Source organism: Pantoea sp. Tr-811 (assembly GCF_011752535.1).
Lineage (GTDB): Bacteria > Pseudomonadota > Gammaproteobacteria > Pseudomonadales > Pseudomonadaceae > Aquipseudomonas.
Map to the genome: position 1 here is coordinate 176,399 of NZ_VWXJ01000011.1, position 25,204 is coordinate 201,602.

General features: G+C 63.5%; 23 protein-coding genes. 5 read left to right on the top strand and 18 right to left on the bottom strand.

All coding sequences use genetic code 11. The annotated features are described in order from the left end of the window. Positions 1-2: 2 nt before the first annotated feature. The 7 genes from hpaH to F3J44_RS17930 form a co-directional block, all read right to left on the bottom strand. Complete coding sequence (gene hpaH, locus F3J44_RS17900) at positions 3-806, bottom strand: 2-oxo-hept-4-ene-1,7-dioate hydratase (protein WP_167064363.1); 804 nt, start codon at positions 804-806, stop codon at positions 3-5. Between the two features lie 17 nt (positions 807-823). Then, positions 824-2,131 carry an MFS transporter gene (locus F3J44_RS17905; protein ID WP_167274579.1) on the bottom strand — a complete coding sequence of 436 codons (1,308 nt, stop codon included), beginning with the start codon at positions 2,129-2,131 and terminating at the stop codon, positions 824-826. A gap of 42 nt (positions 2,132-2,173) precedes the next feature. Further along, the gene (locus tag F3J44_RS17910) at positions 2,174-2,578 is read right to left on the bottom strand and encodes a 5-carboxymethyl-2-hydroxymuconate Delta-isomerase (protein ID WP_167064358.1); all 405 of its coding nucleotides are present in this window, start codon (positions 2,576-2,578) and stop codon (positions 2,174-2,176) included. A 62-nt stretch (positions 2,579-2,640) separates the two neighbouring features. After that, entirely contained in the window at positions 2,641-3,564 is a 924-nt protein-coding gene (gene hpaD / locus F3J44_RS17915) for a 3,4-dihydroxyphenylacetate 2,3-dioxygenase (protein ID WP_167064355.1), read from the bottom strand. Between the two features lie 188 nt (positions 3,565-3,752). Beyond that, a complete protein-coding gene (gene hpaE, locus F3J44_RS17920) occupies positions 3,753-5,213 on the bottom strand; it encodes a 5-carboxymethyl-2-hydroxymuconate semialdehyde dehydrogenase (RefSeq protein ID WP_167064463.1) in 1,461 nt (486 codons plus the stop codon). Positions 5,214-5,218: 5 nt separating this feature from the next. Then, on the bottom strand, positions 5,219-5,986 hold the full coding sequence (locus F3J44_RS17925) for a fumarylacetoacetate hydrolase family protein (protein WP_167064352.1): 768 nt from the start codon (positions 5,984-5,986) through the stop codon (positions 5,219-5,221). Next, a complete protein-coding gene (locus F3J44_RS17930; RefSeq protein ID WP_167064349.1) occupies positions 5,983-6,654 on the bottom strand; it encodes a fumarylacetoacetate hydrolase family protein in 672 nt (223 codons plus the stop codon). The genes F3J44_RS17925 and F3J44_RS17930 overlap by 4 nt, the downstream gene beginning before the upstream one ends. A gap of 176 nt (positions 6,655-6,830) precedes the next feature. Between F3J44_RS17930 and hpaA the strand changes: the two genes are divergently transcribed. From hpaA to F3J44_RS17945, 3 genes are all read left to right on the top strand, one after another. Continuing rightward, the gene (hpaA, locus tag F3J44_RS17935) at positions 6,831-7,736 is read left to right on the top strand and encodes a 4-hydroxyphenylacetate catabolism regulatory protein HpaA (RefSeq protein WP_167064346.1); all 906 of its coding nucleotides are present in this window, start codon (positions 6,831-6,833) and stop codon (positions 7,734-7,736) included. Positions 7,737-7,933: 197 nt separating this feature from the next. Continuing rightward, positions 7,934-8,356 (top strand): homoprotocatechuate degradation operon regulator HpaR, encoded by a 423-nt coding sequence (gene hpaR / locus F3J44_RS17940; RefSeq protein WP_167274582.1) that lies wholly within the window; start codon positions 7,934-7,936, stop codon positions 8,354-8,356. Positions 8,357-8,442: 86 nt separating this feature from the next. Further along, positions 8,443-9,624, top strand: coding sequence for a Bcr/CflA family multidrug efflux MFS transporter (locus tag F3J44_RS17945; RefSeq protein WP_167274585.1), 1,182 nt, complete (start codon positions 8,443-8,445; stop codon positions 9,622-9,624). Here F3J44_RS17945 and F3J44_RS17950 read toward each other — a convergent pair. From F3J44_RS17950 to F3J44_RS17965, 4 genes are all read right to left on the bottom strand, one after another. Then, positions 9,535-10,230: a ferric reductase-like transmembrane domain-containing protein gene (locus F3J44_RS17950; RefSeq protein ID WP_167274588.1), complete on the bottom strand. Its 696-nt coding sequence runs from the start codon at positions 10,228-10,230 to the stop codon at positions 9,535-9,537. The genes F3J44_RS17945 and F3J44_RS17950 overlap by 90 nt on opposite strands. 121 nt (positions 10,231-10,351) lie before the next feature. Further along, positions 10,352-11,557: a zinc-dependent alcohol dehydrogenase gene (locus F3J44_RS17955; protein ID WP_167274590.1), complete on the bottom strand. Its 1,206-nt coding sequence runs from the start codon at positions 11,555-11,557 to the stop codon at positions 10,352-10,354. Positions 11,558-11,997: 440 nt separating this feature from the next. Further along, entirely contained in the window at positions 11,998-12,807 is an 810-nt protein-coding gene (locus F3J44_RS17960) for an alpha/beta fold hydrolase (RefSeq protein WP_167274593.1), read from the bottom strand. Between the two features lie 89 nt (positions 12,808-12,896). Then, entirely contained in the window at positions 12,897-13,796 is a 900-nt protein-coding gene (locus tag F3J44_RS17965) for a LysR family transcriptional regulator (RefSeq protein WP_167274595.1), read from the bottom strand. A 108-nt stretch (positions 13,797-13,904) separates the two neighbouring features. Here F3J44_RS17965 and F3J44_RS17970 point away from each other — a divergent pair, with 108 nt between their 5' ends. Further along, positions 13,905-14,567: an RraA family protein gene (locus tag F3J44_RS17970; RefSeq protein WP_167274598.1), complete on the top strand. Its 663-nt coding sequence runs from the start codon at positions 13,905-13,907 to the stop codon at positions 14,565-14,567. 1 nt (position 14,568) lies between these two features. Continuing rightward, positions 14,569-15,234, top strand: coding sequence for an RraA family protein (locus F3J44_RS17975; protein ID WP_167274600.1), 666 nt, complete (start codon positions 14,569-14,571; stop codon positions 15,232-15,234). Positions 15,235-15,270: 36 nt separating this feature from the next. Here F3J44_RS17975 and F3J44_RS17980 read toward each other — a convergent pair whose 3' ends face one another. From F3J44_RS17980 to F3J44_RS18010, 7 genes are all read right to left on the bottom strand, one after another. After that, positions 15,271-16,056: an ABC transporter ATP-binding protein gene (locus F3J44_RS17980; protein WP_167274603.1), complete on the bottom strand. Its 786-nt coding sequence runs from the start codon at positions 16,054-16,056 to the stop codon at positions 15,271-15,273. Between the two features lie 11 nt (positions 16,057-16,067). Further along, positions 16,068-16,823 (bottom strand): ABC transporter permease, encoded by a 756-nt coding sequence (locus F3J44_RS17985; protein ID WP_167274606.1) that lies wholly within the window; start codon positions 16,821-16,823, stop codon positions 16,068-16,070. Positions 16,824-16,833: 10 nt separating this feature from the next. Beyond that, on the bottom strand, positions 16,834-17,586 hold the full coding sequence (locus F3J44_RS17990) for an ABC transporter permease (protein WP_167274608.1): 753 nt from the start codon (positions 17,584-17,586) through the stop codon (positions 16,834-16,836). A 326-nt stretch (positions 17,587-17,912) separates the two neighbouring features. Next, positions 17,913-20,360, bottom strand: coding sequence for a TonB-dependent siderophore receptor (locus F3J44_RS17995; protein WP_167274611.1), 2,448 nt, complete (start codon positions 20,358-20,360; stop codon positions 17,913-17,915). Positions 20,361-20,424: 64 nt separating this feature from the next. Continuing rightward, positions 20,425-22,668 carry a TonB-dependent receptor gene (locus F3J44_RS18000; protein WP_167274613.1) on the bottom strand — a complete coding sequence of 748 codons (2,244 nt, stop codon included), beginning with the start codon at positions 22,666-22,668 and terminating at the stop codon, positions 20,425-20,427. 400 nt (positions 22,669-23,068) lie between these two features. Then, positions 23,069-24,127 carry an ABC transporter substrate-binding protein gene (locus tag F3J44_RS18005; protein ID WP_167274616.1) on the bottom strand — a complete coding sequence of 353 codons (1,059 nt, stop codon included), beginning with the start codon at positions 24,125-24,127 and terminating at the stop codon, positions 23,069-23,071. Further along, complete coding sequence (locus tag F3J44_RS18010) at positions 24,124-25,188, bottom strand: ABC transporter substrate-binding protein (RefSeq protein ID WP_167274618.1); 1,065 nt, start codon at positions 25,186-25,188, stop codon at positions 24,124-24,126. Before F3J44_RS18010 ends, F3J44_RS18005 begins: the two co-directional genes overlap by 4 nt. Between the last annotated feature and the right edge of the window lie 16 nt (positions 25,189-25,204).

Below are 25,204 nucleotides of genomic sequence, written 5' to 3' on the forward strand. Positions count from 1 at the left end.
CCTCAAACGAAGCGGCAAGCAATCGAGCCGAGCATGTCGTAGTCGACGTGGAAGGTGTCGCCTGGGCGTGCAGCAACCGGGCGGGTGAACGAGCCACCGAGGATGATCTGCCCTGGCTGCAGGGTGACGTCGTATGGCGCCAGCTTGTTGGCCAGCCAGGCCACGCCTTTGGCTGGGTGGTTGAGCACTGCGGCGCTAACTCCGGACTCCTCGATCACGCCGTTGCGGTAAAGCACGGCCGGCACCTTGCGCAAGTCGATGTCGGTAGGGCGTACGGCGCGGCCACCCATGACCACGCCGGCATTGGCGGCGTTATCGGAAATGGTGTCGAACACCTTGCGGGTGGCCTGGGTGAGCGGGTCGACCTGCTGAATGCGCGCATCGATGATCTCCAGCGCCGGAATCACCCACTCGGTGGCGTCGAGCACGTCGAACACCGTCACGTTAGGGCCCTTCAGCGGCTTGCCGAGGATAAACGCCAGCTCGACTTCCACACGCGGCACGATGAACCGCTCGAACGGAATATCGCTGCCTTCGTCGAACAGCATGTCATCGAGCAGGGCGCCGTAGTCGGGCTCGGTGATGTTCGACGACACTTGCATGGCGCGGGAGGTCAGGCCGATCTTGTGGCCCACCAGCTTGCGCCCGGCAGCGATCTTTTTCGCAACCCAAGCGCGCTGGATGGCGTAGGCGTCTTCGATGGTGATGGCGGGTTGTTCCAGGGAAAACTGGCCAACCTGCTCGCGGGAGCGTTCGGCCTGGTCGAGGCGTTCGGCAGCGTGTTGAATGAAAGCGTTGTCTAGCATGGTAGCGGTCTCTTGATTCAAGGGTTGACGATGGCAGCCCGGGTGCGCAGCACCAGCAGGCCACCCAGGGCGATGAACACGGCAAGCACGTACAGCGCCAGGCTTGCGCTGTGGGTGGTGTCGCGTACCCAGCCGATGAAGTAGGGGGTGAAGAACGAGGCGATGCTGCCCAGCGAACTGATCAGGGCGATACCGGCGGCCAGGGTGCGGGTACTGAGGAAGGCCGGGGGCAATTGCCAGAACATCGGCAAGGCGGCGCTGGCGCCCATGCCGGCCAGCACCAGGCCTGCCAGCACCGGCACGGCCTGTTGCGGGGCGATGGCGGCAATGGCGATACCGGCGGCGGCCATCAGCAGGGGCACGCACAGGTGCCAGCGGCGTTCACGCTGGCGGTCACTGGAGCGCCCGCAGGCCAGCATGAACACACAGCCGGCCAAGTAAGGCAGGGCGCTGAGCAGGCCGACACTGGCATCACTGCCGATACCGGCGCCATGGATCAGGCTGGGCATCCAGAACGCCAGGGTGTTCACGGCCAGCATCACCGCGCAATACACCGCCACCAGCAGCCATACGGCGGGGCTGGCAAACAGGGCGCTGAATGAGGTCAGCGGCTTGCGCTGTTCTTCCTCACCGAACTGGCCACGCAGGGTGGCCTTTTGTTGCGCAGTCAGCCAGCTGACGTGCTCGAAGCGCTCGGGCAGTACGGCCAGCACCACCAGGCCCAGCAGCACCACCGGTGCGCCTTCGAGCAGGAACATCCACTGCCAGCCGCGCAGCCCGCCAGTGTCGTGCATGAAGGCCAGGATAGCGCCCGACACGGGCCCGCCAATCACGCCGGCCAAGGGCACGGCAATGGCGAACAGTGCGGTTACCTGGGCACGGCGCCCGGCGGGATACCAGCGGTTGAGGTACACCAGGATGCCCGGGAAGAACCCGGCCTCGGCCGCGCCCAGGGCAAAGCGCAGCAGGTAGAAGGCGCTGCTGCTTTCAATCAGCAGCATGCCGGTCGACAGCAGGCCCCAGACCACCATCAGGCAAGCGATCCAGCGGCGTGGGCCAACCCGGTCGAGCATCAGGTTGCTGGGTACGCCAAACAGGGCATAGGCGATGAAGAACAGCCCGGCGCCAAGGCCGTAGACGGTGTCTGACAGCTGCAGGTCCTGGCTCATCTGCATCTTGGCAAAGCCGATGTTGATGCGGTCCAGGTGGGCGAACAGGTAGCACACCAGCAGCAGCGGCATCAGCCGCCAGGTAACTGCTCGGTGGGTGCTTTCGGCCCGGTCAACAGGGGCCTCGTTGGGTGAGGCGTGGTCGAGTGTGCTCATGTTTTTGTACTTGTTCTGTAATGAGTCGGGGCGTGCCGAGGGCTAGCGGTTGAACAGCGGGTGCAGCGTGCTGTGCTTGGCGTCGTAGACCTGGGCGGTGCTGTGGTCGATCTGCACGGTGATGCCGATCGGGCGTTGCTGCAGCAGCGGGTCGAGGCGGGCCTTGAGCACCGCCAGCAGGCTGTCGCCTACCGCCTTGTGCACCTCTGCGCTGCGGCCGGTACCCATGCGCAGGTTGGCGTACAGGAAACCGTATTCGCCCTTGCCGTCGGCCACTGCGCAATGCGCGGCGGGGTAGGCCAGCACGCGGGTGCCGCCTGTTGGGAACACGGCGTGGCCTTGGCCGTCGCGCTGTTCCAGCATGGTGTCGGCCAGTGCGCGGCATAGGCCGGGAATGTCGGCATCGGTTTCCAGGTCGGGGGTGTAGAGCAGAACCAGGTGTGGCATGAGGGCATCCTCAGCGAGAAGCACCCGGCCATCGCGGGGATGGCCAGTTGCGAACGGGTGGGTTACAGGCGGCTGGTGGACGCCACGGCGGCCGGATTGGCCGCCTGCGCTTGCGGGATCGCCGAACCGTCCTGGGGGGTGACCGGGAAGATGGCGTTGATCTGGCCAGTTCCCGACGAGCCGAAGTAGGGGGTCACGACCTCGGCCTTGCCGTCATAGTTCGACCAACCGAGGGTGCCGAGCAGCATCGCCGTGTCGTGCATGAAGCCTTCGCCATGCCCCTTGGAGGCGTACTCGGGGAGCATGGCGCAGAAGTCTGCCCACTCGGCGTTTTCCCACATCTTCACCACGCGGTGATCGAGGGTTTCCAGGAACGGGCTCCACACCTTGGTGGCGAAGTCCGGGGCCTGGCCGTTCTGGGCGAAACGGTGCGACAGCGAGCCGCTGGCAAGGAACGCCACGGTGCCGTCGTAGTGGTCTTCCACGGCCTTGCGCATGGCCCAGCCGAGGCGGGCACTGTCGGCCAGGTAGTGCGAGGTGCACAGCGCCGATACCGAAACCACCTTGAAGTGCTGGTCTTGGTTCATGTAGCGCATGGGCACCAGGGTGCCGTATTCCGGGCCGAGCGTGGTGGCGTGGTGGGCCATGGTCTCGACGTTCAGGCGGTTGCATGCCTCGGCCAGGATCAGGCCCAGTTCCTTGTTGCCGGGGAATTCGTACTGCATGTTGCTGATGAAGTGCGGCAGCTCGTTGGAGGTGTACACCCCCTGGAAGTGTTCGCCACAGAGGATGTGGTAGTTGGCATTGACCAACCAGTGGGTGTCGAACACGACGATGGTGTCTACGCCCAGCTCACGGCAGCGGCGGCTGATCTCGTAATGGCCGTCGATGGCTGCCTGGCGAAAGCCCTGGCGTGGGCCAGGCAGTTCGGACAGGTACATGGACGGTACATGGGTGATCTTGGCGGCAAGTGCGACTTTGCCCATGGAAGCCTCCGTTAAGACGTTGTTGTTATCGTGTAGGAGCGGGGATGTTGCCGCGATCTCTGTAGGAGCGGGCTTGCCCCGCGAACACCGGCAAAGCCGGTGCCACGCACCGCGTCGCCCGATTCGCGGGGCAAGCCCGCTCCTACAGAAATTCCCTTTAATTTATGATTTTTCCATGAGAGCGGCCTTTACACGCCCCAGCGCGGGATATGGTGGCTGCCCATGGAAATGCACACGTTCTTGATTTCGGCGAACACTTCGAAGCTGTATTGCCCACCCTCGCGGCCGGTGCCCGAGCCTTTCACGCCGCCGAACGGCTGGCGCAGGTCGCGCACGTTCTGGCTGTTGATGAACACCATGCCGGCCTCGATGCCACGGGCCAGGCGGTGGGCCTTGCCGATGTCCTGGGTCCAGATGTACGAGGCCAGGCCGTACTCGGTGTCGTTGGCCAGTTGCAGCGCCTCGGCTTCGTCCTTGAACGGAATCAGGCACACCACCGGGCCGAAGATTTCTTCCTGGGCAATGCGCATCTTGTTGTTCACGTCGGCGAACACGGTGGGCTGGATGAACTGCCCCTTGGCCAGGTGCGCCGGCAGGTTGGCAGGGCGCTCCAGGCCGCCGGCAACCAGGCGCGCGCCTTCCTCGATGCCGATCTTGATGTAGCCGGTGACCTTGTCGTAGTGCGCCTGGGTGATCATCGAGCCTACTTGAGTCTTCGGGTCGGTCGGATCACCGACGATCAGGCGCTTGGCGCGGGCGGCGAATTCGGCGACGAACTGCGGGTACACGCTTTCCTGGATGAAGATGCGGCTACCGGCGGTGCAGCGCTCGCCATTGAGCGAGAAAATGGTGAACAGCGCAGCGTCCAGGGCGCGATCGAGGTCGGCATCTTCGAAGATCAGCACCGGCGACTTGCCGCCCAGCTCCATCGAGTATTTCTTCAGGCCTGCGGTCTGCATGATCTTGCGCCCGGTGGCGGTGCCGCCGGTGAAGGAGATCGCGCGTACATCCGGGTGGCGCACCAAGGCGTCGCCAGCGGTGGCGCCGTAGCCCTGGATCACGTTGAGCACGCCATTGGGAATGCCGGCCTCGACCGCCAGGCGGCCCAGTTCGTTGGCGGTCAGCGGCGACAGCTCACTCATCTTCAGTACCGCGGTGTTGCCCAGGGCCAGGCACGGCGCGGTCTTCCAGGTGGCGGTCATGAACGGCACGTTCCACGGCGATACCAGGCCACACACGCCCACCGGCTGGTACAGGGTGTAGTTGAGCATCTGGTCGTCGACCGGGTAGCTGTGGCCGTCCATGCGGGTGCACACTTCGGCGAAGAAGTCGAAGTTGTGCGAGGCGCGCGGAATCAACACGTTCTTGGTCTGGTGGATCGGCAGGCCGGTGTCGAGGGTTTCCAGTTCGGCCAGCTTCGGCACGTTCTGGTCGATCAGCTCACCCAGTTTGCGCATCAGGCGGGCGCGTTCCTTGGCGGGGGTGTTGGCCCACTTGGGGAAGGCTTCCTTGGCCGCAGCCACGGCCTGGGCGACTTCCTCGGCGCCGCCGCTGGCGACTTCGCAGATGGCATCGCCGGTGGCCGGGTTGTAGTTGACGAAGGTGTCTTTGCTTTCGACCTCACGGCCGTTGATCCAATGCTTGATCATGCTGCTCATGCCTTGTTGTTCTTGAAGAAGTCAGCTTCGCTGACGATACGGTTGACCAGGCGGCCGACACCTTCCACTTCCACCACCACTTCATCGCCCGGCACCACGTCGGCCAGGCCCTCTGGGGTGCCGGTGGCGATCATGTCGCCCGGTTGCAGGGTCATGAAGCTTGAGAAGTATTCGATCAGGTGCGGGATGTCGAAGATCATGTCCGCGGTGGTGCCTTCCTGCTTCAGCTCACCGTTGATCCAGGTCCGCAGCTTCAGGTTGCTGACGTCCGGCACATCGGCGGCGTCGACGATCCATGGGCCGACCGGGGTGGTGGCGTCGCGGTTTTTTACCCGCAGGTTGGGGCGGTAGTAGTTTTCCAGGTAGTCGCGGATGGCGTAGTCGTTGCACACGGTGTAGCCGGCGACGTAGTCCAGGGCGTTTTCACGCTTGACGTTCTTGGCCGGCTTGCCGATGACGGCCACCAGCTCGCACTCGTAGTGCATGTATTCGACGTTGTCCGGGCGCCAGGTAACCTGGTTGTGGCCGGTGTAGGTGCCCGGCGACTTGATAAAGGCCAGGGGCTCGGTGGGCGGTGCGAAGGCCAGTTCCCGGGCGTGGTCGGCGTAGTTCAGGCCCAGGGCGAACATGCTGCCGTTGGCAGGTGGCAGCCACTCGACCTGGTCGGCGGCGACAAGCCGGCCGTCGTTGAGGCGAACGGCACTGTTGTCTTCGACGGTGACAGCCTGGACGCTGCCCTCATAGCGAATGCGCGCGTGTTTCATGCTTGGCCCTCTGTGTCAGCCACGATGGTATTTGCCAAACGGCCCAAGCCGGTGATCTCCACCTCGACGAAGTCGCCAGGCTGCACATCGACACGGCCCTCGGGGGTGCCTGTGATCAGCACGTCACCGGCGTGCAGGGTCATGAACTCGCTCAGCTCGGCGATCAGTTGCGGGATGCTGCGCACGAAGTTGGCCGTGGTGTTTTCTTGCACGACGTTGCCGTTGACGTAGAGCTTCAAGGTCAACTGATGAGGGTCTTTCACTGCATCGGCGGGGACCAGTTCTGGCCCGATCGCGCAGAACCCGTCGCGGCACTTGGCCTTGACGGCAGGGCGGTAGTAGCTGTCTTCGGGCAGGCTGTATTCGTTGACGATGGTGTAGCCGGCCACATGGGCCAGGGCCTCGGCGGCGCTCACCCGGCTGGCGTCCTTGCCGATCACCACGCCCAGCGCAGGGCCGGGTTGCAGGCGCTCGCCGGCAGGCTGGATGACATCGGCGCCATGGGCGTTACGGGTGTTCGGGGTCTTGATGAACAGCACCGGCTTGACCGGCGCCTGTTTGTAAGGTGGCTGTTCAAATTCGGTGAGACGTTGCTGCAGCAGACCGTTGTAGTTCAGCGCAACGCCAAACAAGGTGCCGTTCGCAGCGTCATGCAAGGCATGGCTCATGCTTCTCTCCTGGCAGTGGTAGGGCGGAAAAGCCTTACCGGCAATTCGTTAATGTGTTAACGTTATATTTAATATGTTAACGATCGTCAAGCACTCATGCGTGGCGCTGCTGTTCTGGCCGGTGCAACATAGGCCGGGCGGCCCGCTTGGACGATGACAACAATGAGTACGCCTTGATGAGCGATCGGCAACCCATCCCGAATATCAACATTGGCCAGGTCTACGACCAGCGCTACAGCGACAGCGAGGTTCATTACGACCGCCTGGGCAACCTGGCCGGGTTCTTCGGGCGCAACATGCCGGTTCACCGGCACGACCGGTTTTTCCAGGTTCATTACGTGAAGACCGGCACCGTGCGGGTGTACCTGGATGACCAGCAGTACATCGAGGCCGGCCCGATGTTTTTCCTGACGCCGCCGACGGTCGCGCATTCCTTCGTCACCGAGGCCGACAGCGACGGGCATGTGCTGACCGTGCGCCAGCAGCTGGTCTGGCAATTGCTTGAGGCCGACGGCAGCCTGGTGGCGTCGGGGCTTCAGGTGGCGCCGGCCTGCGTGGCGTTGTCTGGCCTTGCGCCGATCTACCAGGCCGAGGCGCGGCGCGTTGAGCTGTTGTTCGAAGAACTGAGCTATGAGATTGCCGAGCAGCGAGTGGGGCGCGGCGCGGCGCTGGAGAACCTGACCCGGCTGATCATGATCAGCCTTCTGCGGCTGTGCTCCCATTCCGCGAAAGCGACCCCGGCGCGGCGCGAGGACCTGAAGATATTCCACCGCTTCAACGAGCTGATCGAGGCGCACTACCGGGAGCACTGGCCGTTGTCTCGCTACGCGGCGGGCATTGGTGTGACCGAGCCGAGGCTCAACGATGTGTGCCGGCGCATTGCCGACCTGCCTTCCAAGCGCCTGATCCAGGAGCGGCTGATGCAGGAAGCCAAACGGCTGCTGCTGTTCAGTGGCAGTTCGGCAAACGAAGTCTGCTACCAGCTTGGCTTCAAGGACCCGGCTTATTTCAGCCGGTTCTTCCAGCGCTATGCCGGCTTGACGCCTGGCGACTATCGGCAGCGCCACGCGGGGCTGAGTTGATCTGGACACGGTTGAAGGGCTCCGGCCATCTTGATTGTTGTAGCCCGATGGTCGCAGCTTCGCCGGCGCTGGCAAATGAGGTTTCCGTGGGAGAAATTGTACTTTTCATGGGTTCTGCCCACGCTGGCAGGGCCTTCGCCAAACCTACGGCGGCATGCTTCCCAGCTGCCGTTTCGTTTAATTGACATGGTTGGATCATGGCTAAAACTAGACCTTCACTGACATTGACACTTCTGCAGGCCAGGGAAGCTGCGATGGCATTTTTCAGGCCATCGCTCAATGAGCATGACCTCACCGAACAGCAATGGCGGGTGATTCGGATTCTCAGCCAGCAGGGCGAGTTGGAGAGCCATCAACTGGCGCAACAGGCCTGCATCCTGAAACCCAGCATGAGCGGTGTGCTCAGCCGGCTGGAGCGCGATGGCATCGTGCTGCGGCAGAAATCCCAGCAGGACCAGCGCCGGGTCTTCGTGAGTTTGAGTGAGCGCGGGCAGGCGCTGTTTGCGGCCATGAGCGGTGACATGGAGAAAAACTACCAGCGGATCCACGCGCAATTCGGCCAGGAAAAAATGGAACAGCTCATCGCCTTGCTCAACGACCTCAAGCGCATCGAGCCTTAGGGTCACGGTGCCTGCAGGCAGTAAGTGCCCGCATAACGTTAAGATGTTATCGTTTTCCTCGACCTTGAACTCGCAGTGGAGCACACATGCTGGACAACCCGCGACGCCTGATAATTGTGCTGGCCGCCCTGGTGGCATTTGCACCGTTATCGATAGACACCTACCTGCCCAGCCTGCCATCCATTGCCGAGGACTTGAACGCCAGTGCGGCCAGCGTGCAGATGACCATTGGCGTGTTCCTGGCGGGGCTATGCATTGGCATGCTGTTCTACGGCCCACTGTCGGACCGTTACGGGCGCAAGCCCTTGCTGCTGGGGGGCATGGTGCTGTACCTGGTGGCGTCGGTGGGTTGCATGCTGGCAGGCTCCGTGGAGCAACTGATCGCCTGGCGCTTCCTTCAGGCGCTGGGCGGGGCTGCAGCTTCGGTGCTGGCGCGTACCATCGTCAGGGACCTGTTCTCCCTGGGCGACGCTGCGAAAACCTTGTCCTTGATGCATCTGGTTACCATGCTCGCTACGCTCGTGGCGCCGCTGGCCGGTAGCTTCCTGATGCTGATCGAGGGTTGGCGGGTGATATTTGCCGCGCTGTTCGGGTTCGCGGCCATCTGCCTGCTCGCCTGTGTGTTCAGCATCCGCGAGACGCATCACCCCGACAATCGCAGCCAGTCGCTCGTTGCTGCGCTGATGGGTTACTGGCGCATCGCGAGCGACCCGACGGCCATCGCCTACATTCTGTGCATGGGGCTTTCGTTTGGTGGCATGTTCGCCTTCATAACGGCGTCCCCCTACGTTTACATCGGCTACTTTGGCGTCTCGCCCCATGGCTATGGTTGGTTGTTCGCCCTGAACATTGGCGGCGTCATCATCATGACCGTGGCCAACGCCCGCTTGGTCAGCCGGCTCGGCGCCCTGCGCATGCTGGGCGTCGGGGCACTGTTCGCGGGGTTGTCCGCCGTGGGCCTGCTGGTGCTTGGCAGCCGCGAGTCGGTGACGCTCTGGGGCATCGTCGGGTTGGTGATCCTGTACGTCAGCGTCACGGGGCTGATGGGGGCGAACTGTGTGGCCAGCTTGCTCAAGCGCTTCCCTGCAAACGCAGGCGCTGCAGCTGGGCTTGCGGTGTCGGCCCAATTCGCCCTGGGCGCCGCGTTCAGTGCCTGGGTGGGAAGCCTGGCCCATGATTCACCGCGGCCGATGTGCATGGTGATTGCCGCTGCGGGGATCGGCTCTGCGCTGAGCTACATGGGGATCAGGCTGCGGGCCAACCAGTGAGGCGTTGTGTTTGGCCAGCTTCGCAGTGAGCTTGAAGAGTACGGCGCTGACCATCAGCGCAAAGCCCAGCGGATACCAGGAACCCATCGGGATCCGCTTGTACAGCGACAGTATGAAAATGCCCGCAATCACCCAGGTTCCGGTGCTGTGCAGCCCCTTCCAGGCACGCGCGCCGAGCAGTTTCATGGCGCCTGGGAAGGAGGTGAGGGTCAGCAGGATGATGAACAGGTAGCCAATTGAGCCGGGAATGTTCGCAGCTGCCGTGCGGCCCTGCCAGAAGGTTTCGGGAAACAACTGTACATAGAGAAGGATCAGCAGCGCATGCACCGCGTGGGAAAAGGCAAAGGCCAGGCCCAGGAAGCGGCGGTTGCGCAGCAGGTTGCGGGTGAAGTCAGTGGGCACCAGGGCGGCAACGGACGACGCGAGGAAGGTGGCCAGGAACAGGATGAACGACGTGCGGGCTGTGGTTCGGATTGCGCTGCGCAGGGCGTCCACCCAATGTGGCTGGGCCCACAGGGCCAGTGAGGTGACGAGCAGTACCAGCAGGGACAACAGGGTGAACAGTGGCCAGCCTTGCAGGCTGGCAGGTTTGACTTGGCGGTTCATGGCGGGCTCCGAAATGGCAACGCGGCATACGGGAAGTTGCCGCGTTTCGAGGCGCCATGGTGACAACGGCGGTTATCCGGGTTATGTCGGGAATGGCTCGCCGTGTATCACTCTGTACCCGCTATCGGTCGGTGGCTGAGCCCAGTGTTCCTGATGCTGCCCCGGGCGTAAGGATCACTTTCCGACAATTGTCGGTTTTCTGATCGAACATCTTGTAACCCTTGGCTGCGTCCTCTAGCGCAAGGCGGTGGGTGACAATCAGCTCGGGCTGCAGGCGCCCAGCTTCGATATGCTCAAGCAGCTCGGGAAGGTACTTCTGAACATGGGTTTGGCCCATCTTGAAGGTCAGGCCCTTGTCGAAGGCTTCGCCGAAACTAAAGCCGTGTACGAACCCCGCATAGACCCCAGGCACGCTGACCACGCCGCCACGGCGTACCGCCGCTATGCTCTGGCGCAGGGCCTTGCCACTGCTGCCTTCCAGTTTCAAGGCGGTCATCAGCGAATCCGTGGCGCTGCCTTTGGCTTCGAACCCGACCGCATCGATCACCGCATCCACACCACGCATACCGGGTGTGTGGCGAATGATGCTGTCGGCGGGGTCATCATCCTTTTCGAAGTGGATCGGGATGACGCCATAAGCGTCCCGGGCGTAGGCCAGCCGATGGTCGCTGTTGTCCACCATGATGATGATGCTCGCACCCAGCATCCGTGCGCAGGCGGCGCTCAGCAGCCCCACTGGCCCGGCGCCATAGATGGCCACCGATGACCCTTTGCCGACCTCAGCATTGGTGACGGCTTGCCACGCGGTGGGAAGGATGTCGGAGAGGAACAGCACTTTGTCGTCAGCCAGGGTAGTTGGCACTTTGAAGGGCCCGACATTGGCTTTGGGCACCCGGACGTAATCCGCTTGCCCACCAGGAATACCCCCATACAAATGGCTGTAGCCAAACAGCGCTGCGCCAGGTGGGATGCCTTTTTTGTGGATGACGGCGCCGGGCCCGGTGTTGGTGGTTTCGCAGGCCGCGAACAGGTCGTGCTGGCAGAAGAAGCAACTGCCACAGGCAATGACAAACGGGATGACCACGCGGTCGCCAACTTTAACGTTGGTTACATCCGCGCCAACGTCCTCGACAATGCCCATGAACTCGTGGCCGAAGATATCACCCGCTTCGGTTTCTGGAACCCTGCCGTGGTACAGATGAAGGTCAGAACCACAGATGGCGGTGGCGGTGACCCTGAGAATGATATCGTCGGATTGTTCGAGGATGGGATCGGCGACGGTATCCACTCGAACATCTTTGGCGCCGTGATAGGTCAGTGCTCTCATTGTGTCAGCTCCTGCAGTGGTAGGAGTGAGTTAAGCAGGGAATCGGCCCACTGTGGGAACAATGGCCCTTAGTGCACGACGTGCTGAGCTTGGGCATTGTCGAGATTGCGTGGGTTTTGTACATGCTTGGAGTACAGATGTGCTCCTTCCGAAAAACAGCGTTATGGCTAATGCTGTTCACTTCACGACAAGCCAGCTCCCACAGGACCCGGTAGGAGCGAGCGCAGCTCGCGATGGGCTGCAAAGCAGCCCCAGCACTATGAGCCGCGAGGCTGAAACCCTGGGGCCGCTGCGCGCCCCATCGCGAGCTGCGCTCGCTCCTACCAGGGGCGGCGCTGGCCTGGAGGCGCTCGCGCCCGGACTATACGTCCGCCAGTAACTGACATCTGCAAGCTTCGGGCAACTGTATGATGCGTTGCCTGAAGCCATCTTCGTTCATCTCAGACCTGGGCTTGCAGTGCCTTGATGTGCTGCCACATCAGCGCCGGGTTGGAATACATCGGGAAGTGGCCACAATCGGGGATGCATGCCAGTTGCACCCCTTTGGCAGCGATGTCGCCGAGGTAGGAAAGGTGGGCGTTGGTGATGCCGTACATGTACTGGCGCGGGAAAGGCAGCGCCAGGAATTTCTCCATCAGGCCGCCGTTGTCCGATAGCTCGACCATGGACTCGAAGATGCCACGGACCGCCCCGGTACGGACTTTGTGCGCAAGGCTCGCCGCATAAAGCGCGCTGGCAGGGTCGGCGGCAAGCCGGGTGCGCTCGATGAAGTCGCGCAGGAAGCGTGCATCATCCTCGCATTTGTGCTCAAAGATCTGTCGGCTGAGGAAGCAATCCTCAGGCGCGATGTTGCCCTCGATGTCGACGAAACTCAACACGCGCTCTGCAGAGGCGTCAGCTAGCATCAGCCCGGTCAGGCCCCCCATGGAGTGACCGACCAGATGGAATCTGTCGACGCCAAAATGTGCAAGTACGGCCAGGGCTGTCTTCACCATTAACGGGATGTTGATGCGAGCGAGATCGCTGCATTCGGTTTCACCGCAACCAGGCGCATCGTAGGCAATGAAGGGGTGCCCTTCGAATGCGGGTTGCAGGGTGATGTCGGCATAGTCTTCCTTGGTTGAACCGAACCCATGCAGGAAGAGGATGGGTGCCTTGGGACCGGACCGATGGAGCACTGCCAGGTCCAGCAACACGCCATCGATGTTCAACGGCAATTTCTCGTAAGTGAAGCGAGCAGGGTGTGCCACGGTGGGAGCTCCTTTTACAGAGGCCGCAATGTCGGTCCAGCCCGGCATTTTGTAAAATACGAAGCTGCGAACGCAGTCATATGGCCAGCCTATGATGGAAAAACCTGCTTGGCCTGATCGATCATCGCCTCCACCAGCGGGTTACCGTTGACGCCATGCCACGCCATGGCGGTAGTGACAACCTTCACTTCCGGCTGCAAAGGCCGCACCAGCACATTTTCCGGCGCCAGTTTGTTCATCGAGGTCGGCACCAAGGCGATGCCCTGGCCGCAACTGACGAACGCCACCTGCGATGAAACAGAGCGCACCTGATGCACGATGCGCGGCGCGAAGCCGCTGGCTTTGCAGAGCCCTGCCAGGTAATCGAAATACACAGGGCTTACGTCTCTGGACGCCATCACCAGCGTTTCATCGGCAAGCGCCTTCAGGTCGATGGCTTCACGGGCGGCCAAAGGATGATCCTTGGGCATCGCGACCGCCAGGCGGTCTTCTGACAGTGCCATCGACTGCAGGTGCCGGCCCAAGTTGCCTTCCAGGCGTGCGAATGCAATATCGATATCGCCGGCCTCAAGCGCCGGAATCGCCTCCGCACTATCGATCTCTCGAACCGAAACCGTGATCAACGGGTGGTCCTGCTTGAAGCGCTCGATCAGCTGCGGCAGCACATCGATCATGGCCGATGTGATCGCCCCGATGGTCAGCACGCCAGAGTGCCCGGCCACGGCCTCGTGAACCGCCAACTCCAGCCGTTCCAGTTGATCGGCAAATTTTCGCACTGCAGGGAGAATTGCAGCGCCGGCGGCGGTGAGTTGAGCGCCACGGCGAGAGCGGGTGAACAGTTGAACGCGAAGGGAGTGTTCGAGCGCTTGGATTTGCTCGGTCAACGGTGGCTGCGACATGCCCAGGCGCTTGGCCGCACGGCTGAAGTTCTGGTCCTCGGCAACGGCCAGGAACAACCAGAGGTGGCGTATCAAACGAAAGTTGATCACAGCGCTATTCCATAGGTTTGTAGTATGGATAGCTTAGGTTATTGGTAATATACGTATCAAATATCGGCGCAGATACTCAAAGCCTCACTTACCAGAGGCCTGCAACCCATGAGCTTGAACGCCCCGCTTGATCGCCTGGCTGCGCTCGATACTAACACGGTGTCGGACGCGCTCGATTTCCTCCAGCTTCCTGGCGCCACCAACGGCCTGATGCCGCTCTGGAACTGCCCGAAGATTGTTGGCCGCGCCAGTACTGTGCAGTTGGGGCCAAAGCAGGACGCGGCGCCCATCGCTCACCTGATTACCCCGGTCGTGGAGCAGATCACCAGCGACGACCGCGTGCTGGTGATTGCCGGTGGCGCTGACGGCATCTCCAGTTGGGGCGACATCCTGGCCAACGCAGCTCAGCGCAAAGGCATCCGCGGCTCGATCATCGATGGCTTCAGCCGTGACATCCGCGGCAGCGCCGATATCGGCTACCCGGTATTCGGTCGCGGCGTGACCATGATCAGCGCACGTAACCGGCTCATTCAGATTGACGCGGCTGTTGGCGTTCGCATGGCCGGCGTTGAGGTTGAGGAGGGCGACTACGTCATCGCCGACGAATGCGGCACCGTTTTTGTCCCGGCCGACGCCATCGAGAAGGTGCTCGATCTGGCCGAACGTATTGACCGGCGCCAAGCCGGCATGGTGGATGCCGTCCGGGCCGGCCGCTCGGTCGAGGAAGTGATGCACGACAGCCAATTCGAAGCCATCACGGTGGAGCACTGACATGAGCCTTTGCGATAAAGATCTCGTTGCCTTGTTCGATGGCCTGGATACCCCGGGCGTGTCCGACGCGATGGACAAACTGGGCCTTCCAGGCCAGGCCTTCGGAATTGCACCACTGGCCAACTACAGCCAGGTGGTGGTCGGTCCAGCCTTCACTGTGCAGTACGTCAGTGCGAGCACGCCGCCCGGCACGGTGGGCGACTTCATTGATGAGGTAGCACCAGGTGACGTAGTGGTCATCGCCAACGAAGGCCGTACCGATTGCACGGTGTGGGGCGACATCATGACCCAGTACGCCCTGGCGCGCGGTATCGCGGGCACCGTCATCGATGGCGTCTGCCGCGATGTGAACAAGGCACTGGGCGAAGGCTACCCGCTGTTCAGCAAGGGCCGCTTCATGCGTACCGGCAAGGACCGCGTGGAAGTCGTGGCCGTCAACCAGCCCGTTTCAATTGGCCATGCCCGGGTTTGTGCGCGCGACATCGTCGTTGCTGACGCCAATGGTGTCGTCATCGTTCCGCGTGATCGTGCCCAGGAAGTGGCTGAAACGGCACGCCGTATCGAACACGTTGAAGCGCAGATCCGCGAGCAGATCGCCAGCGGAAAGCGCCTCAAGGAAGCCCGCGCCGCCCTCGGTTACCATGGCTTGCAGAGTAGGCAACCATGAGCCTTCCACGCGGCATGGGCCGTTCTTCATGGCGCATCAATGGCCAACCAATTGATCCAGCAGCCGTTGTTTGTACTCATGCAACACGGCATTGTGACGCTCACGCGGGTGAGGCAGGTCGATGCGCAAGTCTTCACGCACACGGCCAGGATGGGCGTCCAGCACAATCACCCGGTCGCCCAAGTACAGCGCTTCCTCGATATCGTGGGTCACCATGATCACCGTGCAGCGCTCCTGAACCCAGATACGCTGCAGCTCCTGCTGCAAGCGCACCCGCGTCAGGGCATCCAGTGCTCCCAGCGGCTCGTCCAGCAACAGCACCTTGGGCTTGTTGACCAGCGCCCGGGCGATCGCCGCACGCTGGGCCATGCCGCCGGACAACTGGTGCGGGTAGGCCTGCTCGTAACCGCCCAGGCCCACCAATTCGATGTGCTCGGCCACCAGGCGGTGCTTTTCGGCGGGGGCCAGCGCATGGTTTTTCAACGCCAGGGCAATGTTCTGCTGCAGGGTCATCCACGGGAACAGGCGATGGTCCTGGAACACGATGCCGCGCTCCAGGCCCGGCCCGCGCACGGGGTGGTGGTCCAGCAAGATCTGCCCTTGGTAGTCCTGGTCGAGGCCGACGATCAACCGCAGCAGCGTCGACTTGCCGCAACCGCTGGCGCCGAGAATGCTGACGAACTCACCAGGGCGGATGTCCAGGTCGATGCCCGCGAGCACCGGCACCGGCTTGCCCTTGAGCGGGTAGGCCTTGCTCAGGCCGCGAATGGTCAGGGCGCCAGTGCTGGCGCTGGTCGGTAGAGCATGGGCGATGGCATTCATGTTCGGGCCTTTCAACGGGTAGGGCGCCAGCGCAGCAGGCGGCGGGTAAGCAGGGAGCACAACCAGGACATCAGGTAGCCACACAGGCCGATGCACAGCACACAGACCACGATGATCTCCATGCGCGCGGCAGCCTCGGCGTTCATCATCAGGCTGCCAAGGCCGGCCCCGGTGGACAGGAACAGTTCGCTGCCCACCGAGGTGACCCAGGCGAAGGCCAGGGCCTGCAACACCCCGGCGGCAATGCCGGGCAGGGCGGCGGGCAGCAGGATCAGCCACAGTTGCTGCCAGCGGCTGAGCATCAGCACCTGTGCGGCTTCACGGTGCTGGCCGGCGACCTGGCGCAGGCTCTCGAAGGTGTTCAGCACCATCGGGTACAACGCCGCCAGGCTGACGATCAGCAACTTGGCGCCTTCGCCGTTATCCAGCCACAAGGCAATCAGCGGGATCCAGCCCAGCATCGGCACTTGGCGCAGGGCATGGAACAGTGGCGCGATCAGGCGGTTGGCCGGTACGCACAGGGCCATCAGCGCCCCCAGGCCAATGCCGGCGACAATGCCGATGGCCAGGCCGCTGCAGGTGCGCACCAGGCTCGCCCACAGGTTGACCAGCAGTTCTGCGCTGGCCATCAACTCGGCCAGTGCCGTGCCCACCTGCGCCAGCGGCACGAAGGCATAGGCGCCGGCTGGGCCCTGGCCAGAGGCGTATTCCCAGGCGCCGAGCAGCAACAGCGGCAACACCAGGCCACGCAAATTCTGCAGTTTCATCACAGCCTCCTTAGCGGCTTTGCCAGGCCGACAGGCGCCGTTCCACACGGCGCAGGGTGAAATCCAGGGTAAAGCCGATCAACCCGGTCAGCACCACGCCGACCATCACCACGTCGATGCGCAGCATCTGCCGGCCCATCTCGATCATCTGCCCCAGGCCGCTGTCGGCGGCCAGCAGCTCGCAGGCCACCAGCACCACCCAGGCGCGGGTCAGGGCCACGCGTGTACCGGTGACGATCGCCGGCACTGCAGCGGGCAGGGCAATGCGGCCCACCAGCGTGGGCCAGCGCAGGCGGTACACCGCCGCCACTTCGAAATGGCTGCGCGGGATGGCGCGTATGCCTTCGCAGGTCGCCAGTGCCACCGGAAAGAACGCGGTTTTGGCGACGATGACGACCTTGAAGGTTTCGTCCACGCCGAACAGCAGCACGAACATCGGGATCAGGGCGATGCTTGGCACCTGGCGCAGGGTATGGAACAGCGGGGCGCAGTAGGCGTCCACGGTCTTCGACAGGGCCAACGCCGCGCCAAAGCCAAGGCCGGCCAGTGCGCCGCCGGTAAAGCCCAGGGCCAGCCGCGACAGGCTGCCGGCAAGGTGTTCCTGCAATTCGCCAGTGACGAGCAGGTCAGTCAAGGTGCGCCACACCTCCTGCGGTGGAATCAGCAGGTTGCTCGGGAACAGCCCGGCATTGGCGACCACGGCCCAGAGGGCGAGCAGTGCCAGGGGGGAAATGAACCAGGAAAGAAGGGATAGCACGCGCATGGCTGGCCTTGGGGCGAACAGTGGGTTCAGAGGTATCGCAAGAGCTGTGCCAGGCGGCGCAGGCCTCAGAATGCGGGGTTGGAGGAAAGGTATGGTGCTGGAGCAGCAGTGGTGTGCTGCTGGGGCAACAGCCAGTCAGCAACATTGGTGTTGGCGTCTTCGCGGGCAAGCCCGCTCCCACAAGCTGCTGTAGGAGCGGGCTTGCCCCGCGAACACCGGCGCAGCCGGTGCCATGCACCGCGGCGCTTGCTTCGCGGGTCAAGCCCGCTCCTACAGGACTCTTGGTTAAATCCGATATTTGCGATGACGCCAACACCGGTTCCAGATCAGAAGTCGTAACTCACACTGGTGTAGTAGAACGCTCCCTGCGCCCCCTCCGGGCTGGTAATGGAATACTTCGGCACGCCATACAACTGCGCGCCCTCAAGCTTGTCCGGGTGGCTGTCGAACAGGTTGATCGCCCCTGCCGACAAGGTCAGGCCCAGGTCGAAGCGGTACGACACGTCCAGGTCGGTCACCCACTGCGGGCTGAAGGTCTGGTCCAGCGCCGGGTTGGCAGCGTTTCTGTTTTTCCACTCGCCATAGCGGCGTTGGGCCACGGTGACGCTCCAGCCGTCATACAGCCAGTTGGCGCTGAGGGTCAGCTTGTCCTTGGGGGTACCGTCTTCGATCAGCCCTTGGGTGTTACGGCCGATGATCTGGTTGCCGGGTATGCTGCCCACGTCGTCCAGCCCGGTGATGCGGGTATTGTTGCGCGCATAGCCGCCATTGAAGTCCAGCCGCCCCCAAACGGCCAGGTCCAGCTGGTAGTGGCCGGCCAGTTCGAAGCCGTCGGTGCGGGTGTCGGCGATGTTGGTGTAGAACGCTGCGCTCTGGATATTGGCGTAGGGCGTGCCGGCGAAAATCGGCCCGACCACCGCTGCCGGCAACTGGTCGGACAGGGTGATACGGTTGTCGATGTCGATGCGGTAGGTGTCGAGGGTGACCGAGGCATTGGGCAGTGGCCGCCACACCAGGCCCACCGAGAAGTTGGTCGACTCCTCAGGCTTCAATGCCTTGCCCCCCAGCAATGCCGCCTCCGGGCTGTCGGCGCGCAGGGTACGTTGCTGCACCTCGACCCAGTTGCCGCTGCCAGGCGGTTGCTCCACCACCTGCGCGCTGAACGACGACAGCCCGCTCTGCACCAGCGACGGTGCGCGGTAGCCGGTGCTGGCACTGGCCCGCGCGGCAATTTCGGGCGTGAAGTCGTAGCGCACGGACAGCTTGCCGTTGGTGGTGTCGCCAAAGTCCGAATAATGCTCGCTGCGTACCGCCACGCCAGCCTGGAATTTCTCGGTGAGCTGGGCCTCGACATCGAAGTAGGCGCCAATCACCCGCCTGTCCAGCGACACGGCATCGACTTGGGTGATACCCGAGTAATAACCGGGTATGCGCCTGCCGGTGATGGGGTCGCGGGTGTTGAACAGCGGCCCGTTCGACCAGCCGGCAGCATCGCCTTCGCTGAGGTCGTAGTTTTCCTGGCGCCAGGCCAGCCCGGCAGACACGGTCAACGGCTTGAACAGCCAGTCATTGGCGAAGTCGCGGGTCCAGTCCAGGGTCAGGTTGGTCTGGTCGGCTTCGCGCCGGCCGGTGTAGATCGTCGATGGGCTGGCCGTGCCCCAGCTGGGGTTGATGGCGTTACGGTCGGTGGAGTCGACGCGGTTGTCGCCGTAGTTCAGGGCCAGGTCGAATTTGCCCAGGGCCTGGTCTTCGAAGCGCAGGCCACCGGTGACGGCAAAGTCTTCCAGGCCGTAGCGGGTAACGGGCAGGCGGCCGTCCGGATAGCGTGCCAGGGCCACGCTGCCGTAGTTGCTGCGCAGGGTGGTGGGTGGGTCGAAGAAGTTCTCGGCATCCGTGTTCTTGTGCGCATAGGTGGCAAAACCATAGGCGCTCAGGCCTTCGCCCAGGCCCATTTCGGCGTTGGCGGTGAAGTTGTACTGGTCTGAGACATTGCCCGAGCCCCAGCGCCAGTTGCGGTAGCGGTTGTTTTGCTCGCGCGCGCTGCCGATGCTGGTGGAGCCGGGATAGAACAGGCGGTTGTCGTCGCGGGTGTCGCTGGCCGGGTCCTGGCTGCCGGCGTCGAAGGCCAGGGTCAGGAAGCCGTCGTTGGGCAGGGCAAAGCCTTTCCAGCCGCTGAGCTTGCGTTGCAGGCCATCGCCTTTGTTGTAGCCGCCGAAACGGTAGCCGGCGTTGCCGCCGTCGTCGCGCTCTTTGAGCACGATGTTGATCACCCCGGCGATGGCGTCCGAACCATATTGGGCGGCGGCACCGTCACGCAGGATTTCTACCCGCTCGATGGCCGACAGCGGGATCAGGCTGAGGTCTACCGCGGCCGCCCCCCGGGCGTTTACCAGGCCTTGGCGGGTGACGTTGGCACTGGTGTGGCGGCGCTTGCCGTTGACCAGCACCAGCACCTGATCGGAGGCCAGGCCGCGCAGCGAGGCGCCCTGGGCAATGGAGCCGGCAAAGGCGCCTTGGGGCGATTGCGGGAAGCTGAACGACGGTGACAGGGCGGTGAGCGCGGCGGACAGGTCGCTGGCGCCAGTTTCCTGCAGCTTCTCGCCACTGAGCACATCGACGGGCGCGGCACTTTGCAGGGCGGTGACGTCGCTGCGGTGGGTGCCGACCACGACCACGGTGTCGAGGCGATCACTGGGTTCGGCGGCAAAAGCAGGCACGGCGAGGCCGGCGATGGCCAGGGCAATGGCGCTGGCCAAGGGGGTGTAGTGGGGCATTGAGCAATCCTTTTATACCGCGTGATGCTGTGGGGCTGCAGCGCAGCGGCCCCATGGTTTTCAATCAGAACCGGCTGGTAACGCTGAGCCCGACGGTGCGTGGGTCGCCGTAGGTGATCACGTACTGCCCGGCAGTGCCGTTGGGCCGGCCATGCACCTGGTAGCGGCGGTCGGTGAGGTTGTTGACGAAGCCGGTGACGCTCAGTTTGTCGTCGTGGCTGAACCAGCTCAGGCGCGCGTTGGCCAGGGTGTAGTGGGGCTGGCTGAGGGTTTCGTCGGCGCTGCTCTGGCGGTCGGCGAGGAAGTATTCCTTGTCGCGGAAGCTCACGTCGCCGCCGGCCACCAGCTTGCCGCCCACTTCCAGCGGGATGGTGTAGTCCGCACCCAGCGACACCACATTGCGCGGCGAGCGCACGAAGCTGTTGCCGCTGTAGTCGCCGGTCACCGCACCGGTGGTGGGATTGGTGTTCTTGAAATCGGTGTATTCGGTGTCAAGGAACGACACTGCTGCCCGCAGGTGCAGGCGTTCGGTTGGCTGGCCTTCGATCTCCAGCTCAGCACCCTTGACCTTGCCCTTGGCGCCGTTGGTCAGCGCGGTGGTGAGCACGCCGTTGTTCACTGTCAGCAGGTTCACCTGGATGTCGGAATAGTCGTAGTAGAACACGTTGGCGTTGACGGTCAGGCGGCGATCGAACCACTCCGACTTCAGCCCGATTTCGTAGGCATCGAGTTTTTCCGGGTCGACCGTGGTCAACTGCGCCAGGCTGGTCGACAGCCCGGTGTTGAAACCGCCCGAACGGAAGCCGTGGGCATAACGGAAGAACACCCGCAGGTTGTCATTGATGCGGTACTCGGGGGTCAGGTCGTAGGTCCAGGCTTCCCAGGTCTTGTCCTCCTGGCGGTTGCCGTTTGTGCCCACGCCACCCAGCGAGATCAGCGGGCCGTTGGCGGTGGCGCGGGTCAGCTGCACCAGGTTGAGGTCGATGTCCTTTTTCTCCTGGGTCCAGCGCAGGCCGCCGGTAACGCTGAAGTCATCGGTGAAGTCGTAGGTCAGGTTGCCGAACAGCGCGTAGCTGTCGGTGCGGTGGTCGTAGCCCAGGTCGCGCAACACCGTGGTGCCGACCTGGTTGGAGCCGGTGCCGTTGGGGGTTGGCCCGGGGGCAACGATGCGCTGCGCCGAACTGTCGAGGTCTTCGTGGAAGTAGTGCGCACCCAGCAGCCAGTGCAGCGGGCGGTCTTCCGGCGAGGCCAGGCGCAGCTCCTGCGACCACTGGCGGTAGCTATTGTCGGTGATGGCCGCGCCGTTGACCTCATAGGGGGTGTAGTCGGCGTCGCTGGTGGAGCGGTTGCGGATGTAGTCGTAGGCGCTGATCGAGGTCAGTGTGTAGTCGCCCAGGTATCCGTTGAGGGTCAGCGAGGCACCGTCGTGGTCCAGGCGGTAGTCTTCGTTGACGTTCAGCGAGATGTCGCGGCCATTTGGGCGTACATAGCCGACGTTGTAGTAGCGGCCCACCGGCAGCGAGCCGTTGCTGCCGTCGCCCTTGAACTGGCGGCTGTGCAGCTTGAGCAAGGCGTCCAGGTTGGGGTTGAGCTGGGCCAGGAACTGCAGGCGGATGGCCTTCTTGTTGACGTCGCCGTAGGTGTGGCCGTCGAAGTCGTTGTTCTGGAAACCGTCACGCTCTTCGGAATACAGCGACACCCGCCCGGCCAGTTTTTCGTCCACCAGTGCGCCACCGATGGCACCGGTGACGATGCGCTCGTTCTTGCTGCCGAAGCCGACGGTGCCGTAACCGTCGGTGTCGAAGGTGGGCTTTTTCGAAATCACGTTCACGGCACCGGCCGTGGTGTTCTTGCCATACAGGGTGCCTTGTGGCCCGCGCAGGATCTCGATGCGCTCCAGGTCGAACAGCGGCCCGCCACCGGCGATGGGGGCGTTGAGGTAGACATCGTCGGCGTAGATGCCCACCGGGTACACCGTGGCCGCGCCAGTATCGCCGGTGCCCAGGCCGCGGATGTACCAGCGCGGGCGGCCGTCGCCGTCGGGGTTCTTGGCCGAGGCGTTGGGTACGAAGGTGGTGATGTCGCCCATCGCGCGCACACCATCGGCGGTGATGCTGGTGCCTTTGATGGCCGATACGGCTACCGGCACTTCCTGCAAGGTCTGTTCGCGGTGCTGGGCGGTGACGGTGACGGTTTCCAGGGCCGGTTCGTTCTTGGTGTCTTCGTTGGCGGCGATGGCCTGGCTGCCGGTGCCGGCGAGCAGCAGCGCGAGGCTGACCTGCCGGGCGAGTGGGTTGAGCTGGTGCATGGTGAATCTCCCCGTGTGTAAAGCGTTGTTGGGGAGGGTTAGAGCAGGGACTGTGCCATGTTTGTAACGTGTTGAATTGTATGAATTTAATGGGGATTTTCGGCACATGTTGCAGATTGCGCAGCAGTGGGGTGCTGGGCGGGTGCTGCTGGGGCAGCAGTGGGAATGCTGAAAAAGCGGGAAATGTTGGTAGGAGGTTCTGCGCTGTCGCGCAAGGAGCATGCGCCGCATCCCCCCTGTAGGAGCGGGCTTGCCCCGCGAAGCAGGCGACGCGGTGCATGGCACCGGCTGCGCCGGTGTTCGCGGGGCAAGCCCGCTCCTACAGGAGTATCAGTTAAAGCATATAGTTGAGGTGTGTTTCGTAGGGGCGCAAAGCCGAAGGCGGTGCAGCCCCAACCGCTTAAACCGCCAGGCGCGAAGTAGAGCCGATTACGCTTTCCAACACGCGAAAATCAATCCACTCACGCACATCGAAACGCCGTGGTATGAACCCCCAGCGGAACAGGAACTCGGTAAAGTCCTGCAACGCCTCGATCGAGCGGCTGTCCAGGGTGGTGCGCAAGCGCCGGTGCGCATCGTCACCATAGGCCGCCGCCACCCAGTACTCGCTGGTGTTCAGTTCACGCGCCAGGAAGCGCCGGGTTTCCTCGGGGTTGGCCCAGGCCCATTGCTCGGTGCGCAACACGGTGTCGACCAGCGTGCGGCTGGCTTCGAAGTGCTGCTCCAGCAGGTGGCGGTCCACGGTCAAGGTACGTGGCGTGCCGTTGTTGCTGCGAATCAGCGGGTCGGGGTGGCTGCCGGTGTCGACCACCACGCGCAGGCCGAACTCGTGGGCCAGGTGCACGGCGTGGGCGCCCTTGAGGAAGATGGCGTCGATGTCGCCGCGTAACAGGCCGATCAGCTCGTTGTTGCGGCGGCTGAAGCGGCTGGTGTCCAGGCTAACTTCGGCGCCATACAGGTGTTGCTTGGCATCGTCGCTGTAGGTGCCGCCGTAGGGGTAGTCGACCAGCTCCACATCGGCCACCGCCAGGCCTTCGAGCTTCAGCGCATTTTCCAGCCCGCGCAGGGCCTGGGCACGGGTGAAATCGATCTGCACGTTGGCCCACTTGGGCAGGCCGAAGCGGCGGTTCTTCAGGTCGCGAATGCTGCGCACGCCACTTTCCTCGGTGGTGAGGATCAACTGCACCTCATCGCTCCACGACAGGCCGAGCACACGGGTTTCCACGCCGCTGGCATAGGCCCAGATCGCCGGGATGTTGCCGCCGTGGCGCACCGAGTTCTGCAGGTGGTGGTCGTAGTGGGCCTCGCGCACTTCGCGCTCGCTGGACTCGCGCAGGGACTGGATATTGGTGCCGTACGGCGCAAAGGCCTCGGCCAGGCGCCCTGACTGCACGGCAATGCCGAGGCCGGTGGGCACCGGGCTGTGGGTGTACCAGAGGGTTTCCAGGGGCTTGGTCATGGGGCTGTGGTTTTCCTGTCCATGGGGGTGGGGGCCAGCAACTGCTCCAGGGGTTGCGGGGCGATCCAGTCGCGTACCTCGAAGCGGGCCGGGATGAAGCGCCAGCGCTTGAGGAACTCGACAAAATCCTGCAAGGCGTCGATGGCCTGTTGTTCCAGGCGGGTGCTCAGGCGCAGGTGGGCGTCACTGCCGTACGCCACTTGCACCCAGTACTCGCTGCTGTTGGTTTCCCGGGCCAGGTAGCGGCGGGTTTCATCGGGGTGTTGGTGGGCCCAGCGTTCGGCGCGCAGCACCGAGCCGAGCAGGGTGCGCACTACCTGTGGGTGCTGCGACAGCAAGTGACTGTCCACGGCCAGGGTGCGTGGCGTGCCATTGTTGCTGCGGATCAGTGGGTCGGGATGGCTGCCGGTGTCGATCACCGTGTGCAGGGCAAAGGCATGGGCCAGTTGCACGGCGCTGGCCCCCTTGAGGAAGATGGCGTCGACTTCGCCGCGCAGCAGGCCGGCCAGCTCCAGGTTGCGGCCCTCACTTTGGGTGCTGGACACCGGCGTGCCGGCCACGTTGCGCACCGGGCGGTCGCTGAAAGTGCCGTCGTAGCGGTAGTTGACGAGCTCCACGTCACCCACTTGCAACCCTGCGAGCCTGAGGGCGTTTTCCAGGCCGCGCAGGGCTTGCGCGCGGGTGAAGTCGATTTGCGCCGCAGCCCAGTCGGGCAGGCCGAAGCGGCGGCCCTTGAGGTCTTGTACGGTGTGGATGCCGCTGTCTGGGCGGGTCAGTATCAACTGTGCCTCATCCGCCCACGACAGGCCGATCACCCGGGTGTCGCGGCCTTGGGCGCGGGCCCAGATGGCCGGGATGCTGCCGCCGTGGCGTACCGAATTGAGCAGGCTGTGGTCGAAGTGCGATTCGCGCACTGCCTGCTGGTCAGCCTCGCGCAGGGATTGCACCCGGGTGCCGAGGCCGGCCAGGTCTTGCTGCAGCCAGCCTTGCTGCACGGCAATGCCCAGGCCGGTAGGCACCGGACAACGGGTGTACCACAAGGTATCGAGGGGTTGGCTCATGTTCAGCTCCGGTTGG